Below are 17,722 nucleotides of genomic sequence, written 5' to 3' on the forward strand. Positions count from 1 at the left end.
GAGGAACAGGAATGATCAAACGGGTTCGGTCGTGGTGGAATGGGGCTGACAAGCAGGAAACGCTGACTATATCCGAGGATAATATCCCGCAGCACGTCGCCATCATCATGGACGGCAATGGACGATGGGCCAAACGTTTGGGTCTCCCGCGTATAGCTGGACACCAGAACGGCATGAAGGCAGTTAAACGTGCAACCATCGCGGCGGATGAACTGGGCATCAAATATCTGACGATGTACGCTTTTTCGACAGAAAACTGGACGCGTCCAAAAGAAGAAGTGGATTTTCTGATGAGACTTCCGCAAGAATTTTTGGCTATTGAGTTAGAAGAACTGATAGAAAAAAATGTACGTATCCGTATGATGGGACATGAAGAGCATTTGCCTTCGCATACGGTAAATGCTTTGCGGGAAGCCATTCGTCTTACAGAACATAATACCGGTCTGGTGTTGAACTTTGCGATGAACTATGGAAGCCGCCGGGAAATGACGGAGTGTGTGAAAGAAATTGCTATGCAGGTAAAGTCGGGGGAATTGGCTGCAGAAGATATCACACCGGAACTTATTGACCAACATATGCTGACCGCAGATCTACCTGATCCGGATTTGTTGATCCGAACAAGCGGGGAACTGCGGCTGAGTAATTTTATGTTATGGCAGCTTGCATATAGTGAATTATGGTTTACGGATATATACTGGCCCGAATTTGGCAAACAGCATCTGCTTGAAGCAGTAGCCGAATATCAGCGCAGAACAAGGCGTTACGGCGGTTTGAAATAGATGGAGGATGAAGCCGTTGAAACAGCGATTAACGACAGGAATAATAGCAGGTGTGTTGTTTTTGGGATTTTGCATGCTTGGCGGCCTATGGTATCACGGGTTAGTCTTGCTTATGGCTCTCATCGGTTATTATGAGTTTGTAAAAATGACGGGGGTGAAGCCTTTTTCAGGTGTAGCCCTGATTGGATATGCGGGAATGATCTCCATTGTATTTCCTTGGGAACTGGTATGGGATTACAGACCGTTATCCTTGTTTCAAATTTTATGGATTGTCATGTTAATTCTGATGACCGCTTCGGTTGTCACTAAGAACAGAGTGCCGATTAATATAGTGGCTATGCTTTTTATCGGCGTGCTGTATATTGGTACAGGGTTTTATTATATTGCAGAGTCCAGACATTTACATCATGGCTTGTTCTGGACATTCCTCTTACTGGGTTCAATCTGGGCAAGTGATGCCGGAGCTTACTTTGTAGGCAAGTGGATTGGCAAAAACAAACTTTGGCCTTCGATCAGCCCGAACAAGACCGTAGAAGGGGCGCTCGGTGGCATTGTCATTGCTGTTGTCACCTCGGTGGTGTTTGCACTGGTTTCGGATGGGTTGCTCTCCTGGCAGAGAGCGATTGTGATCGGGATAGCCTGTGCAGTAGTAGGTCAGATGGGGGATTTGATCCAGTCAGCCTACAAACGCGTATACAACATTAAGGATTCAGGCAATCTTCTTCCTGGGCATGGCGGTATTCTGGATCGGTGCGACAGCTGGATTGTGGTGTTTCCATTTGTACATATTCTGATGCTATTGCCTTATTAAGAGGAAACAGGTGCAAGGTGATAGAGTCGACCGCCTGCAAGTATCGGATTCATTAGAGGTGAGGTGCAGCAATGAAAAAAATAGCGATTCTTGGTTCGACGGGGTCGATCGGAACACAGACACTGGATGTTGTCGATATGCATCCAGAACACTTTCAAGTGGAAGCGCTGGCTGCTGGGAGCAATACAGATTTGCTGATTGAACAGGCAAGACGTTATCAGCCGAAAAAGATTTCTGTGGGTTCCAAGGAACTGGCCGACAAAGTTGCTCCACATGTACCAGCAGGCACGAAAGTGTATTACGGTTCGGAAGGTCTCATTGAGATTGCTGCAGGAACCGATGCAGACACAGTTGTTACCGCCGTCGTAGGAAGTGTTGGACTAGAGTCTACGCTTGCTGCAATAGATTCAGGTAAACAGATTGGACTTGCGAATAAGGAAACTCTGGTTACGGCTGGTCATATCGTGACAGCAAGAGCTGTGGCAAAAGGGGTAGCTATTTTGCCTGTAGACAGTGAGCACTCGGCCATCTTCCAGTGTTTGAACGGAGAGAACCGCTCAAGTGTGGCTGGAATTACATTGACTGCGTCAGGTGGTTCGTTCCGAGCTCTTACTCGTGAGCAGCTCCAGCAAGTAACCGTAGAAGATGCGCTTAAACATCCAAACTGGTCAATGGGTTCCAAAATTACAATTGATTCCGCAACAATGGTTAACAAAGGACTTGAGGTCATTGAGGCGCACTGGTTGTTTGGTCTTGATTATGATCAAATTACAGTACTTCTTCATCCAGAGAGCATTATTCATTCATACGTAGAATTTGAAGACACAAGCATTATTGCCCAACTAGGAACTCCGGATATGCGTGTCCCTATTCAATACGCGCTAACCTACCCTGATCGTATGCCTTCTCCGGCAAAACGTTTGTCTCTTGCTCAAATTGGACAACTTCAATTCCGGGAGATGGACATGGATCGCTTCCCGTGTTTAAGAATGGCATATGAATGTGGTAAAATGGGAGGAACTGCAACAACGGCATTTAATGCAGCCAACGAGGTTGCTGTAGCCCGTTTCTTGCGGAAGGAGATTTCATTCCTTAAAATAGAAGATATCATTGCTTCTGTGCTTGAAGCGCACCGGAATGTGGACAAACCTGATTTGGAGCAGATCGCTGCTTGTGATCAGGATAGCCGCAAGCTTGCTTCCTTGTTGTAATCTCTTTTTTTAGAGACAAACTGGAAGAAGGGATTCTCTTGTGCGGCATTAGAGAATAATGATAGTCTAGAGGGACAGACTGCGGTACGTGCCGTGAAGGAGGATGAATAGGGATTGGAAACCATACAAGTGGTATTTCTAACGGTGCTGATGTTCTTTGTCATCGTGACGGTGCATGAATGGGGGCATTATTACTTTGCGAAGCGTGCCGGCATTCTTGTGCGGGAATTTGCGATCGGTTTTGGTCCCAAATTATTCTCATATAAAAGAAATGAGACGCAGTTCACACTGCGATTGCTGCCTTTTGGCGGATATGCACGAATGGCAGGAGAAGATCCGGAACTGATTGAAATCCAGGAAGGACAGACCATAGCGGTACGGGCTGTAGAGGATCAGGTCAAAATGATCTATCTGGATCAATTGGATAACCGTAAAAATGTAATTCGCGGAGAAGTGATCTCCATAGATATGGAGAATACGCTCAAGCTTCAACTGGATGTGGATGGTGAAATACAAGACTATCAAATTCATCCGCAAGCGATGCTGGTAAGCCGTGGAAAACAGACACAGATCGCTCCTAAAGATCGGCAGTTTGGCAGCAAAACGGTGGCTCAACGCGCCTTGGCAATTTTTGCTGGCCCGCTTATGAACTTTATTCTTGCTTTTGTTCTGTTCGCTGTTTATGCATTGATGGCAGGCGTGCCAGTTGAAAATCCGAAGAATTTGCAGATTGGCGAAGTGTTCAAAGGCGGGGCAGCGGATCAGGCCAATTTGCAAAAAGGTGATATTATTGAAACCATTAATGGTACTGTGATCGGTACAGATTCGAAAAAAATGGTGACGATGATTGCCGAATCCAAAGACAAGCCGATGGAATGGACACTGCGCAGGGGGAATGAGACGTTTAATATCACTATTACCCCTCGAGCGGTAGAAGGTCAGGAAGGCGGCAAGGTAGGAATTGCACCTGTTCTGCCTACACGTTCTGTAGGATTTGTGGAAATGTTCAAGTTTTCAGGAATAGCTATGGTGGACACCACCAAAGTTATTTTTGAAGGATTCAGACATCTGATCAATCAGTTTAGCATGGATGATATTGGTGGACCTGTGCGTACCTTTGAGGTTACTGGACAGATTGCAAAGCAGGGTATCGAGCAATTAACAAGATGGGCAGCGATTCTAAGCCTCTATCTGGGCATATTCAATCTGCTTCCAATCCCTGCGCTTGATGGCAGTCGTCTCGTTTTCCTTGGAATTGAAGCGCTGCGGGGTCGACCAGTCGACCCTAATCGTGAAGGCATGGTGCATTTTGTCGGGTTCGCGATGCTCTTTGTGCTGATGCTGGCGGTAACATATAATGATATACTACGTTTAATTAACGGATAATTACGGTTTGACTACGTGCTGAGTAATATTCAGTGCTGGTCGTTATGGGAGGACGCTGGAGTCTTATGTCAAAGGAAAACGATAAACAATTCGTGACTGAAATTACACCGCAGGGTGAGGATTTCTCTCGCTGGTACATTGATGTTATTAAAAAAGCAGATCTTATGGACTATTCACCGGTTCGTGGCTGTATTGTGTTCAAACCGGACGGATTTGAAATCTGGGAGCACATTAAGGATGAAATGGATCGACGCTTCCGCGAAACGGGTCATCGCAATGCATACTTCCCGATGTTCATCCCGGAGAGCTTTTTCCAAAAGGAAAAAGAGCATGTGGAGGGTTTTAACCCTGAGTTGCCTTGGGTAACCGAAGCGGGTGGAGAAAAGCTGGAAGAACGTTTGGCCATCCGCCCAACGTCTGAAACCATTATCGGACACATGTACTCTAAATGGATTCAATCCTATCGCGACCTGCCGGTTCTGATTAACCAATGGGCTAACGTTGTCCGCTGGGAAAAAAGAACGCTGCCGTTCCTGCGCACGAGTGAATTCCTGTGGCAAGAGGGGCATACAGCGCATGAAACGGAAGAAGAAGCACGCGAAGAAACGATGAAAATGCTGGAAATCTACCGTGAAGTTGTTGAAGAGTATCTCGCTATTCCGGTCATTACAGGCCAGAAAACAAAATCGGAAAAGTTTGCCGGTGCGGTGGATACTTTCTCCATTGAAGCCATGATGAAAGATGGACGTGCGGTGCAGGCGGGTACTTCTCACTACATGGGTACGAACTTTGCCAAAGCATTCGAGATTCAATATTTGAGCCGCAACAATGTTTTGGAACTTGCTCATACCACTTCATGGGGAACGAGCACACGTTTGATCGGGGCTTTGATTATGGTTCACGGGGATGACCGTGGTCTCGTACTGCCGCCAAAAGTGGCACCAACGCAAGTGGTGGTGATTCCGATTGGACCGCCAAAAACACGTGACTCCGTTGTAGGTCGTGCGGATGAACTGTTCGCAGAACTGAAAAAGGCTGGTATTCGTGTGAAAATGGATGATCGCAGTGACGTTCGTCCAGGCTGGAAGTTTAACGAATACGAGATGCGCGGTGTACCCATTCGTCTAGAGATTGGCCCTCGCGATATGGAAAACGGTGTATGTGTGCTTGTATCCCGGATTACCGGAGAGAAGAAAGTGGTAGAACAGGCGAACCTGGTTGAAGAAATTCAAACCTTGTTAACCCAAATTCAGACTGACATGCTTGATCGTGCACGTACGTTTATGTCAGACAATTTCTACTCGGTGGATACATTGGATGAGATGAAAGAATTGATGGAAAATAAACGCGGATTTACACTGGCTGGCTGGTGTGGATCAGAAGTATGTGAAGATAAAGTAAGAGAAGTCACGGGTGCAACTAGCCGTAACATTCCGTTCCAGCCTGCGGAAGAGAAGCACACATGTCTGGCTTGCGGTGAACAGGCAAAACACACCGTTGTGTTTGCAAGAGCATACTAGACTAGTCAATGGCTTGATATTGAGAACTTATTCACCAGATTAGTAATGAATGAAGAGCTTCTGTCGGATAAAATGGATCGGTGCGGGTTCGGATCGAGGGTCATTTTTGAATACAGAGGCTTTTCATGTTTTAAGGGGGCACAGGAGGAACACGATGAGTGGATTTGAGGAGAAGAGAAAACGGTTTGAGTTGTTGATGAAACAGGCAGAACTTCCGGCAGGCTTGACGGATCCTTATTTCCTGGATGGGTGGATTGAACGGGTAGAGACCAATCGTGCGAATCGCGAATGGCACATCCAGATTGGGAAGGATACACTGGTACCTGCGCCGATCTATCGAACGTTCAGTCTGCATATTCAGGAGAAGATGAATCATATTGCCAAAATCACTTTTGCCTTTAAATATACGGACAAGGTGCTGTCTGGTGATATCGTGAAAGAATATTGGAACCTGTTCCTGGAGTGGGTTACACGCGAAATTCCGTCTGTAAATGGCTGGATGAATCGTGCGACAGTGGAATGTGAAGCCGATCTGCTTCAACTGACGATGAGTGACTCCACGTCAATGGAACTGGCACGTAAGAAACAGATTGACCAAGCCATTACCACGTTCTACGAAAAATATTTCCACTTGCCTTTACGCGTCAAGATGCAGGTGGGTGAAGCGGGAAGTAATAAAGAGGCGATGGAACAATTCCAGGCCCAGAAGAAGGTAGAAGAACGTCAAGTTATTGAAAAGATGATGAGCGAAGTCACGGAGACCGAACTGCCAGAGGATGAAGAACAAGGCGATGTGCGTTTGCAAATGGGTTATGAGATCAAAGAGCCTGCTGTGCCTATGCAGGAAGTTCAGGATGAAGAGAAAAAAATTACACTTCAGGGAACAATCTTTGGTCTGGACCGCAAGGAACTGCGGAATGGAAATACGTTATTTACCTTCTATCTGACAGACTTTACGGATTCGATGCAAATGAAGATGTTTGCCAAAACCAAAGAAGATGTCAAAATTCTCAGTTTGCTTGCAAATGGGAAATGGGTAAAAGTTCGTGGACGTGTTGAATACGACCGGTTTATGCAAATTCCTGAACTCGCCATGATTCCTTCGGATCTGACTGAAGTCAAGGCGCCGCCATCCCGGAAGGATTCAGCGGAGGAGAAGCGCGTAGAATTTCACTTGCACTCCACGATGAGTACGATGGATGCGGTAACGTCCATTGATAAATATGTGAAAACAGCTGCTGACTGGGGACACAAGGCCATTGCCGTAACGGACCACGGTGGTGTTCAGGTTTACCCGGAAGCATCCAAGGCAGCCAAGAAAAATGGGATTAAAATGATCTACGGCCTGGAAGCCAATGTGGTGAATGACTCCGTAGCGGTTGTCCTGAATCCACAACCAATGGATCTGAAGACGGCCACGTATATCGTATTTGATATCGAGACCACGGGACTGTCGGTAACGCAAAACAAAATCATTGAGATTGCCGCTGTCAAAGTTCAAGAGGGGAAAGAGGTGGATCGTTTTGCTACCTTTGTCAATCCGCATGAACGAATCCCATACAACATTCAGCAGTTAACCAACATTACAGATGAGATGGTAAAGGATGCACCAGAGCTTGAACCGGTTATTCGTGACTTTGTTGCTTTTGCTGGAGATGGTGTACTGGTCGCGCACAATGCACGGTTTGATATGGGCTTTATCCAGGCATCCCTCAAAAATCTGGACATGCCTGAGCTGCCAAATCCGGTGCTTGATACCCTAGAACTGGCTCGTCTTTTATATCCAAAAATGAAAAATCACCGGTTGAATACATTGGCTGATAAATATAAAGTTGCGCTGGAAAGTCATCACCGGGCGATCGATGATACGATTGCTTTGGCAGGGATCTTGAATGGACTCATCAATGATGCAGCTCAATTAAAAGGTCTAACGATGCTGGATCGTTTGAATGATTTCGTTGGGGTAGACCTGTCGAATACACGTCCTTTCCACTGCGGAATTTACGCGTTGAATGATGTAGGCAAGAAAAATCTCTATAAGCTGGTTTCCCTCTCACATACCGAGTACTTCAAACGTGTTGCATGTATACCGAAGTCCAAGCTCGTAAGCTTGCGCGAAGGATTAGTTGTCATATCAGGCTGTGAAAAAGGAGAATTCTTCGAAGCTGTCCTTAACAAATCTGTGGAAGAGGCTGAGGAAATCGCCGAGTTTTATGACATTCTGGAGATTCAACCTCTGACCATGTACATGCATTTGGTGGACAAAGGACTTGTGGCTACGCCAGAAGAGTTAAAACTTGCGGTTCGTAAAGTCGTAGATATTGGCGCCAAATTGAATAAACCTGTCATTGCTACAGGTAATGTTCATTACTTGGAGCCGCGAGATAAAATCTATCGGGATATTACGATTCATGGCATAACCGGTTTCAGTCCGCTCAAAGACCAGCGCAAACCTGATGCTCACTTCAGAACGACAGCCGAAATGCTGGAGGAATTCCAGTTCCTTGGACAGGATAAAGCGTATGAAGTTGTGGTTACCAATACCATTGAGCTAGCCGATCGTTTTGAGGAGATTAAGCTCTTCCCGGACAAACTCTTTACGCCGATTTTGGAGGGTGCGGAGGAGGAAATCCGTAACACCTGTTACAACACGGCCAAATCGATCTATGGTGAAGACCTGCCGGAAGTTATTATTGCTCGATTGGAAAAAGAATTGCAGCCAATCATCAAATACGGATTTTCTGCCAACTATCTGATCTCCGAACGTCTCGTTAAAAAATCAAATCAAGATGGTTATCTTGTAGGTTCGCGGGGATCGGTGGGTTCGTCCGTCGTAGCAACGTTCCTGGGCATCTCAGAAGTTAATCCGCTTCCTGCACATTATATCTGTGTGAACCCTGAATGTAAGCATAGCGAATGGTTCCTTGACGGTAGTGTGCCGAGTGGATTTGACTTGCCAGACAAACCGTGTCCTGATTGTGGTGGGAAACTCAAAGGGGAAGGACAGGATATTCCGTTTGAAACTTTCCTTGGGTTTAAAGGGGATAAAGTTCCCGATATCGACTTGAACTTCTCGGGGGATTATCAGCCCCATGCCCATAACTACACGAAAGTGCTGTTTAGTGAGAAAAGTGTGTTCCGTGCGGGTACGATCGGAACGGTCGCGGAGAAAACGGCGTTTGGATTTGCGAAGAAATATGAAGAACAACATCAAAAGAAATGGCGCGGTGCCGAGCTAAATCGTCTGGCATCCGGTTGTACCGGTGTAAAGCGAAGCACGGGACAGCATCCCGGCGGAATCGTCGTTGTACCGGATTATATTGAAGTGGAAGACGTAACACCTGTTCAATATCCTGCAGATGACGTTACAGCCGAGTGGAAAACGACCCACTTTGACTATCACGCTTTTGAAGAAAACTTGCTGAAGCTTGATATTCTGGGACACGATGATCCGACCATGATGCGTATGTTACAGGATCTTACGGGCGTTGATCCAACAACGATTCCGATGAATGATCCCAAAGTGATGAGCATGTTTAACTCCACGGAGGCTCTTGGCGTAACTCCAGAGTTAATTCGCTCCCCTGTTGCAACCTTCGGTGTGCCCGAGATGGGAACCAAATTCGTGCGTCAGATGCTTGTCGAATCCCAGCCGTCGTCTTTTGCCGACTTACTCCAGATTTCCGGGCTTTCTCACGGTACGGGCGTATGGCTTGGCAATGCACAGGATCTCATCAAGAACGGTACATGTAACATCAAAACAGTAATTGGTTGCCGGGATGATATCATGCTGTTCCTGATTTACAAAGCGGGAATGGATGCAAGTCTTGCCTTTAAGATTACGGAAAGTGTACGTAAAGGACGTGGACTGCCACAGGAATGGATTGACGAGATGAAAAACTGCAAGGTACCGCAATGGTACATTGACTCCTGTCTCAAAATCCAGTACATGTTTCCGAAGGCCCACGCAGCTGCTTACGTTATTTCCGCGGTGCGTACGGCATTTTTCAAACTGTATCATCCGATTGAATATTATGCGACCTACTTTACCGTTCGTGCAGATGAGTTGGATATCGAACTGGTATGTCAGGGTTATGATGCCATATACCGCAAAATCGTAGAGATTGAACAGCTCGGTTTTCAGGCGCCGCCAAAAGAGAAAAACATGCTTCCTGTTCTGGAAATGGCACTGGAAATGACAGCCCGCGGTTTCTCGCTTAAACCGATAGATCTATACCGCTCGGAAGCGACAAAATTCATTGTGGACGAAAAGTCATTGATTCCTCCATTCTCTGCACTGGCAGGTATTGGCGATAATGCGGCTCGTAACATTGCCGCAGCCCGCGAACATGGTGAGTTCCTGTCGATCGAGGACTTCCAGCAGAAATCCAAAGCAACCAAAACGATTGTGGAGTTACTGACCAATATGGGATGTTTCCGTGGTTTGCCTGAGAGCAACCAGCTTTCTTTGTTCTAAAAGGTCGAAACAACACATTTTCACGTCTGGAGCCATGTAATCTGATTTTTTCCTTCATTAGTGCGGTTGCTGCGCAATGGATCGCTTACTTGTCACTATTACCAGACTATGTTATAATTTTTGAAGTGAACGAGATAGTACGAATTTCTGGAGAGTGGGGAAACCCACTCTTTAGTCTTTGGTATACAAGAATCTTGGGTATTTAATCATCTGCCAGCGATTTTAGCTGGTGTAACCTAAGTTGGAGGTTATCGGTTTTGAGCACAACGAATATTAAATCTACCGTGGAAGAAATGATCCAACCCTACTTGAATGAACAAGGCTTCGAGCTGGTTGACATCGAATACGTCAAAGAAGGCAGCAACTGGTTTTTACGGGTGTATGTCGACAAAGAGGGTGGAATCGACATCGACGATTGTGTCTTGATCAGCGAAAAGCTCAGCGTCAAGCTGGATGAAAACGATCCGATTCCATCTGTCTATTTCCTTGAAGTGTCTTCTCCCGGTGCGGAACGTCCACTGAAAAAAGCAGAGGATGTTGCCAAAGCCGTAGGCAAGAATGTGTTCATTACAACCTACGAGCCGGTGAATGGAATGAAGGAATTCGAAGGCAAGTTGCTTTCCTTTGATAACGAGGAACTTGTGATCGAAGCAGGCAAGAAGCAGCATACCGTTTCTTATGAAAAGGTTGCCAGTGCGCGCTTGGCTATTTTGTTTTAGAGTGCCTTGTTCACTTGATTAATGAAAAAGACACATCTCACGATAACGGCAAGGTGCTCACAAGTTTCGAGCCTTTCGCCGTTTTACGTATGGGATGCCATGTTTGAAAGGGGGATCAACATTCATGAGTATGGATTTTATTGAAGCAATGAATGAATTGGAACGGGAAAAAGGGATCAGCAAGGATGTGCTGTTTGAAGCGATCGAGGCTGCACTTATCTCCAGTTACAAGCGTAATTTTAACACGGCGCAGAACGTACGTGTTGACATGAACCGTAATACGGGGGTTATTCGTGTATATGCCCGCAAACTGATCGTGGAAGAAGTCCTGGATTCGCGAACTGAAATTTCGTTACCTGCTGCACGGGAAATTAACCCTCACTTCCAGCTGGAAGATATTGCGGAGATTGAAGTTACGCCGCGCGACTTTGGACGTATTGCCGCACAGACGGCCAAACAGGTTGTTACCCAGCGGATTCGTGAAGCCGAACGCGGCCTGATCTACAATGCTTTCGTGGATAAGGAAGAAGATATCGTTACGGGAGTAGTGCAGCGTCAGGATTTGCGCAATATCTACATCGATCTGGGCAAAATCGAAGCGGCACTGCCGCTCACCGAATTAATGCCGAATGAGAAGTTTGTGCACGGTGACCGTATCAAGGCGTATATTACCAAGGTTGAAAATACGACCAAAGGGCCGCAAATCATTTTGTCCCGTACTCACCCTGGGCTTTTGAAACGTCTCTTTGAGCTGGAAGTGCCTGAGATTTTTGACGGCGTAGTTGAAATTCGTTCCGTTGCCCGTGAAGCAGGGTTCCGTTCCAAAATCGCAGTTCATTCCCGCAATGAGGAAGTTGATCCGGTTGGATCTTGCGTAGGTCCAAAAGGAATGCGCGTGCAGACCATTGTGGGTGAGCTGCGCGGTGAGAAAATTGACATCGTTCGATATTCCGAACAAGTGGATGAATATGTGGCTAATGCACTGAGTCCTTCCAAGGTCTTGGAAGTTCATGTGTTTGAGGAAGAAAAGATGGCTCGGGTGATTGTTCCTGACTATCAACTGTCCCTTGCCATTGGCATCAAAGGCCAAAATGCCAGATTGGCAGCCAAATTAACGGGCTGGAAAATCGACATTAAGAGCGAGAGCCAGGCGGAGCAGGAATTCGGCAGAGAAAAAGATTCTTCTTCGGAAATGCATCAGGATTCCGTCTCCGTCGATTAAAGGAAAGCACGGGGGGCGCTGACGTATGAAACCTAAAAAAGTGCCGCTGCGCAAATGTGTGGCATGCCAGGAAATGATGCCCAAAAAGCAGCTGATTCGCATTGTTAAAACGCCTGAGGACGAAGTGCTGATCGATTTGACTGGTAAAAAGTCTGGACGCGGCGCATATCTGTGCGGCAAAGAGTCTTGTTTCAAGCTTGCACTAAAAAATCGAGCGCTGGATCGAGCACTGAAGAGCAAAGTTTCACCAGAAATTTATGAGCAGCTCGCTGCGGATTTTATCTCAGTTGAAGATGAATTCATAGCTGCACAGGAGCGTGAAGAGGATGAGTGATACGAAAGTACTGTCTTACCTCGGGCTCTCTATGCGCGCTGGTAAACTCCTTACAGGTGATGAGATTGTGCATAAAGCGGTACGCTCGGGTGAAGCCAAGATGGTTATTGTCGCAGGTGACGCTTCAGCGAATACACAAAAGAAATTTCGCGACAAATGTGCTACTTACAAGGTTCCGCTTCTTATCGGACTAGATCGTGACCGTATAGGGTCAAGTATCGGTAAAGACACGCGGGTGGTTCTTGCGGTAACAGACCTTGGGTTTGCAAAAATGATCTCCAAGCAAGTCGGTATAATGTCGGAGGTGGAGTATATTGAGTAAACAGGAAAACAAGGAAAAATTGCGAGTTTATGAATATGCGAAGTCCCTTAACATGAGTAGTAAAGAAATTATTACCATTCTTAAAAAACTGGATATTCCCGTTAACAATCATATGAGTGTGATGGAGAATGGTTCAGTCGGTAAGGTGGAACAATTTTTTAAAGATATCAAATCCACTGCCGCATCGAAACAAGGTAACGAAGCCAAGTCGGTTACGACTTCGGCTGTGCGCAGTGACAAACCAGTGGACAGCAACAAGCCGGGCGGCGGAGTGAACACGCCGAATGACAGTAACACAACCGGTAGTCCCGTACAAACAAAAATACAACAGGAAAAGCAGGTAGGTATGAACAATAGACCAAATTCCAACAATAACAATGGCACTCAAAGACCAAGCGGCCAAGATAGCCGTAACAGAACAACAACTTCCCAAGGCTCAGGCCAAGGAGGACAAACAGGAAACCGTCCAAGACCAGCATCAAGTGGTCAAGGCAGCACAGCTTCACGTCCGCAAGGTTCGGGTCAACGTCCGAACAATAGTGGCGGTCCTAGCAGAACAACAACGGGATCAAACACCAGTGGTCCTAACAGATCAACAGGGCCGAACAGCGGCGGTAACTCCAGCAACAGCGCTAACCGTAGTGGTGGCCAAGGGCAAGGCCAGGGACAAGGTGGCCAACGAAGAGGCGGTCAAGGCAGTTCCGGTAATAACAATGGCAACCGCTCCAATGGTGGAGGCACAGGCGGTGGTGGACGTCGCTTTGACGACAATCGTGGTGGCAACTTCCGTAATAACCGCGGTGGCAAGAACAACCGTAACAGAAATCAGCAGCAGTATGTTCAACGTGAGAAAATCGATAACACACCGAAGAAAATCATCGTTCGCGGTGACATGACGGTTGGTGAAACAGCAAAACTTCTTCACAAAGATGCTTCTGAAGTGATCAAAAAACTCATCGGTATGGGTGTAATGGCAACCATTAACCAAGAGCTGGACATTGATACTATTCTCTTGCTTGCAGGTGAATTCGGTGTTGAAGTTGAAGTGAAGATCGTGCTTGAAGATGACCGTTTTGAAACTGTGGAAGAGAATGATGATGCTGCAGATCTTCAATCACGTCCTCCGGTTGTAACGATCATGGGTCACGTTGACCATGGTAAAACAACATTGCTGGATGCTATTCGTTCCACGAATGTAACTGGCGGTGAAGCGGGCGGAATTACGCAGCATATCGGGGCTTATCAGGTTGAGATTAACAACAAGAAAATCACATTCCTTGATACTCCAGGTCACGAAGCATTTACAGCGATGCGTGCGCGTGGAGCACAAGTTACGGACATGACGATTATTGTTGTCGCTGCGGATGATGGCGTTATGCCACAAACCGTTGAGGCAATTAACCATGCCAAGGCTGCTGGTCTGCCGATTATCGTTGCAGTCAACAAAATCGACAAACCGGGCGCTGATCCGGACAAAGTAAAACAAGAACTGACCAGTTATGAACTCGTTCCGGAAGAGTGGGGCGGAGATACCATCTTTGTCAACGTATCCGCGAAACAAAGAATGGGTCTGGAAGGTTTGCTTGAAATGATTCTGCTCGTTGCAGAAGTAAATGAATACAAAGCGAATCCGGATAAACGTGCCCGTGGTACGGTGATTGAAGCTGAGCTGGATAAGGGCCGCGGCCCAGTTGCACGTATCCTTGTACAGCATGGTACATTAAAAGTCGGGGATGCTTTCGTGGCAGGTAACTGCTTCGGTCGTGTACGGGCAATGGTCAATGATAAAGGCCGTCGTTTGAAAGAGGCAGGACCGTCTACTCCGGTGGAAATCACGGGTCTGACTGAAGTTCCAGGTGCGGGAGATCCGTTCATGGTCTTCGAAGATGAGCGTAAAGCTCGTTCCATCGCTGACAAACGTGCGATTACGCAACGTGAATCCGATCTGGGTACGCACACACGTGTAACTCTTGATGATCTGTTCCAACACATCAAAGATGGCGAGATCAAAGATTTGAATGTGATCATTAAAGGTGACGTGCAAGGTTCGGTCGAGGCATTGAAAGGTTCCCTTGCCAAGATCGAAGTTGAAGGCGTACGCGTGAAGATCATTCACAGCGGTGCTGGTGCGATCACAGAATCCGACATTATTTTGGCTGCGGCTTCGAATGCCATCGTGATTGGTTTCAACGTTCGTCCTGAAAATCAGGCGAAAATTACTGCGGATCAAGAGCAAGTAGACATTCGACTACACCGCGTGATCTACAGTGTTATCGAAGAGATTGAACAAGCAATGAAAGGTATGCTTGATCCAATCTACAAAGAAAAAGTTATTGGTCATGCTGAAGTTCGTAATACCTTCTCCATTAGTAAAGTAGGTACCATTGCAGGTTGTATGGTTACCTCGGGCAAAATCACTCGTTCTGCGGAAGCACGCCTCATTCGTGATGGTATCGTCCTTTACGAAGGTAAGCTGGATTCCCTGAAACGATTCAAAGATGATGCCAAAGAAGTGGCTCAAGGTTACGAGTGTGGTATCACATTGGATAAATACAACGATCTCAAGGAAGGCGATGTCATTGAAGCCTTCATCATGGAGACCGTACAACGATAAGCAAGGAAGTATGAGGTGAACAACAATGGCTAAGGTTCGTACAGGTAGAGTGAGCGAGCAGATCAAGAAAGAACTGAGTCTGCTCATCCAGTCAGAACTGAAAGATCCACGTATCGGTTTTATCACTGTAACGGGAGTTGAAGTGACTGGCGACTTGTCGCAAGCCAAAGTTTATCTGAGTGTCTTCGGTGAACAGGAGCAGAAGGATAACTCGCTTAAGGCACTTGCCAAAGCAAACGGCTTTCTGCGCACGGAACTCGGGAAACGTATCCGTTTCCGTCATGTTCCCGAGTTGATATTCAAGATTGACGAATCGATCGCTTACGGCAGCCGGATTGAAAAGCTGCTTGGCGATATTGGTTCCGACAAAAACGAATCCCAGTAACAGAATAGAGGAGACGGCAATGCACACTTATGAACAGGCGCTCCAGGCAGGAAAACAATTCCTGCTGGAGCATGACGATTACCTGGTCGTGTCGCATGTACAGCCGGACGGTGACGCAGTCAGCTCGACGGTAACGGTGGGCTGGCTGCTGTCATGTCTGGGAAAGACATTCACAATGATCAATGAAGGTGAAATTCCGCAACGGATGCGTTTTTTGTGGCAGGCGGACGCCATTGTGAACATGACCGAACACCCCCCGGAACGTAAATATAAAGCGATCATCTGTGTAGATTGTGCTGACTTTGCGAGAGTGGGGCTTACCCGTCATTATTTTGAAGAAGATGCAATGATTCTAAATATCGATCATCATCCCACAAATAACGGATATGGAGCAGTAAACATCATTAAATCCGATGCAGCAGCAACGGCTGAGATTTTGTTTGAACTGCTGCAACTCTTCAACATTACATGGGATAAGGATATAGCTACAGCGGTATACACGGGTCTGCTTACAGACACGGGTGGTTTCCGTTATGCCAATACCAGTCCTAATGTGATGGCTACGGCTTCCCGTTTGCTGGAACACGGTGTGGATGGGCCTTATCTTGCACAATCACTGCTGGAAGAGATGACTTTCCCGCAAGTCCGTATTTTGAACAAGGCGCTCTCATCTTTGCAAATGTCAGAAGACGGTAAAGTTGCATGGGTCATTATTACACCCGAGGATATGCACGCATGTGAAGCGGTCAACGAAGATCTGGAAGGGATTGTTAACTACACTCGTAACATTCGAGGAGTAGAAGTAGGTATCTTTTTCAAAGTAATCAACGAGAATGCCACTAAAGTTTCTATGCGCTCGGCTGGCAAAATAGATGTAGCGGCACTGGCACAAACCTTTGGCGGCGGCGGGCATGTTCTCGCAGCTGGATGCCGAATGGAAGGTAAGCTGGACGATATCGTGGAAAAAGTGCTAAAGCAGGTGAATTTTCAATGGTAAAACCGTTTGAAGGCATTCTCCCGGTTTATAAACCGGCCGGTTTCACTTCCCATGATGTTGTAGCCAAAATGCGCCGAATACTGAAAATGAAGCGGATTGGTCATACGGGTACTCTCGATCCGCAGGTAACCGGGGTTCTCCCGCTCTGTCTCGGGAGAGCGACAAGGGTTGTGGAGTATATGCAGGAACTTCCAAAGGAATATCTGGCGACACTCAGATTGGGACTCGCTACAGACACAGAGGATCTCACGGGTGAAGTGATTGAACGATCAGAGTCCGCTGTGGAAGTCAGCCAGGAACAGGTTCAGCAGGTATTGGAGCGGTTTTTGGGTACAATATCCCAGGTTCCGCCGATGTATTCTGCAGTAAAAGTGGATGGGAAACGGTTATATGAACTGGCACGTGAAGGTAAAACGGTGGAGCGTAAGAGCCGTGAGGTCACGATCTATGAGCTGGAGCTTACCGGAATTGAAACCAGTGATGGAGTAACTGATATATCATTTCGCGCTTTATGTTCAAAGGGAACCTATATTCGAACTTTGTGTGTAGATATTGGCCGTGTGCTTGGTTTTCCTTCCACTATGGTTAAATTGGAGCGCACCATATCAGCCGGAATATCTGCAGATCACTGTCTTCGTATCGAAGAAGTGGAACGTCGCATGACCGAGGGTACGCTGGCAGAGGCTCTGATCCCTGTAGACGAAGCGATTTCTTCTATTCCAGCCCACAAGGTTGGAGAGGAACAGACGAAGGGCGCTCTTCAAGGTCAGAAGCTGTCAGCACGTTTACTGGATCCGCCAGCAGAGAAGCCAGGAGTGCTGCGTCTGTATGCTCAGGATGGAACGTTTCTGGGGATATTTGAGCGGGATGAATTGAAACCAACTGTGAGGGCTGTTAAAGTCTTCTTACCGGAATAAAGAGGTACCGGGCTTGGAGTGATCACGA

The 17,722-nt window shown here is 46.8% G+C and carries 14 protein-coding genes; all 14 read left to right on the forward strand.

The annotated features are described in order from the left end of the window. Positions 1-11: 11 nt before the first annotated feature. Complete coding sequence (locus ACUTVW_RS05945; RefSeq protein ID WP_445644893.1) at positions 12-779, forward strand: isoprenyl transferase; 768 nt, start codon at positions 12-14, stop codon at positions 777-779. A 16-nt stretch (positions 780-795) separates the two neighbouring features. Then, entirely contained in the window at positions 796-1,590 is a 795-nt protein-coding gene (locus ACUTVW_RS05950; protein ID WP_445644894.1) for a phosphatidate cytidylyltransferase, read from the forward strand. A gap of 71 nt (positions 1,591-1,661) precedes the next feature. Beyond that, positions 1,662-2,801, forward strand: a complete 1,140-nt coding sequence (locus tag ACUTVW_RS05955; protein ID WP_445644895.1) for a 1-deoxy-D-xylulose-5-phosphate reductoisomerase — start codon at positions 1,662-1,664, stop codon at positions 2,799-2,801. A 114-nt stretch (positions 2,802-2,915) separates the two neighbouring features. Beyond that, positions 2,916-4,187 (forward strand): RIP metalloprotease RseP, encoded by a 1,272-nt coding sequence (gene rseP, locus ACUTVW_RS05960; RefSeq protein WP_445644896.1) that lies wholly within the window; start codon positions 2,916-2,918, stop codon positions 4,185-4,187. Positions 4,188-4,252: 65 nt separating this feature from the next. Next, positions 4,253-5,707: a proline--tRNA ligase gene (gene proS / locus ACUTVW_RS05965; RefSeq protein WP_445644897.1), complete on the forward strand. Its 1,455-nt coding sequence runs from the start codon at positions 4,253-4,255 to the stop codon at positions 5,705-5,707. A 154-nt stretch (positions 5,708-5,861) separates the two neighbouring features. Then, positions 5,862-10,184, forward strand: a complete 4,323-nt coding sequence (locus tag ACUTVW_RS05970) for a PolC-type DNA polymerase III (protein WP_445644898.1) — start codon at positions 5,862-5,864, stop codon at positions 10,182-10,184. Positions 10,185-10,441: 257 nt separating this feature from the next. Then, entirely contained in the window at positions 10,442-10,903 is a 462-nt protein-coding gene (rimP, locus tag ACUTVW_RS05975; RefSeq protein ID WP_434751655.1) for a ribosome maturation factor RimP, read from the forward strand. Positions 10,904-11,027: 124 nt separating this feature from the next. Continuing rightward, entirely contained in the window at positions 11,028-12,125 is a 1,098-nt protein-coding gene (gene nusA / locus ACUTVW_RS05980; protein ID WP_090923835.1) for a transcription termination factor NusA, read from the forward strand. 25 nt (positions 12,126-12,150) lie between these two features. Next, positions 12,151-12,459 (forward strand): RNase P modulator RnpM, encoded by a 309-nt coding sequence (gene rnpM, locus ACUTVW_RS05985; protein WP_445644899.1) that lies wholly within the window; start codon positions 12,151-12,153, stop codon positions 12,457-12,459. Beyond that, positions 12,452-12,781: a L7Ae/L30e/S12e/Gadd45 family ribosomal protein gene (locus tag ACUTVW_RS05990; RefSeq protein ID WP_342555501.1), complete on the forward strand. Its 330-nt coding sequence runs from the start codon at positions 12,452-12,454 to the stop codon at positions 12,779-12,781. The genes rnpM and ACUTVW_RS05990 overlap by 8 nt, the downstream gene beginning before the upstream one ends. Continuing rightward, positions 12,774-15,395: a translation initiation factor IF-2 gene (gene infB, locus ACUTVW_RS05995; RefSeq protein ID WP_445644900.1), complete on the forward strand. Its 2,622-nt coding sequence runs from the start codon at positions 12,774-12,776 to the stop codon at positions 15,393-15,395. Before ACUTVW_RS05990 ends, infB begins: the two co-directional genes overlap by 8 nt. A 25-nt stretch (positions 15,396-15,420) precedes the next feature. Beyond that, entirely contained in the window at positions 15,421-15,780 is a 360-nt protein-coding gene (rbfA, locus tag ACUTVW_RS06000) for a 30S ribosome-binding factor RbfA (RefSeq protein WP_434751651.1), read from the forward strand. A gap of 19 nt (positions 15,781-15,799) precedes the next feature. After that, entirely contained in the window at positions 15,800-16,777 is a 978-nt protein-coding gene (locus ACUTVW_RS06005; RefSeq protein ID WP_445644901.1) for a DHH family phosphoesterase, read from the forward strand. Next, positions 16,771-17,694 carry a tRNA pseudouridine(55) synthase TruB gene (gene truB, locus ACUTVW_RS06010; RefSeq protein WP_445644902.1) on the forward strand — a complete coding sequence of 308 codons (924 nt, stop codon included), beginning with the start codon at positions 16,771-16,773 and terminating at the stop codon, positions 17,692-17,694. Before ACUTVW_RS06005 ends, truB begins: the two co-directional genes overlap by 7 nt. Positions 17,695-17,722 lie beyond the last annotated feature (28 nt).

It is taken from the genome of Paenibacillus sp. TSA_86.1 (genome assembly GCF_052691815.1).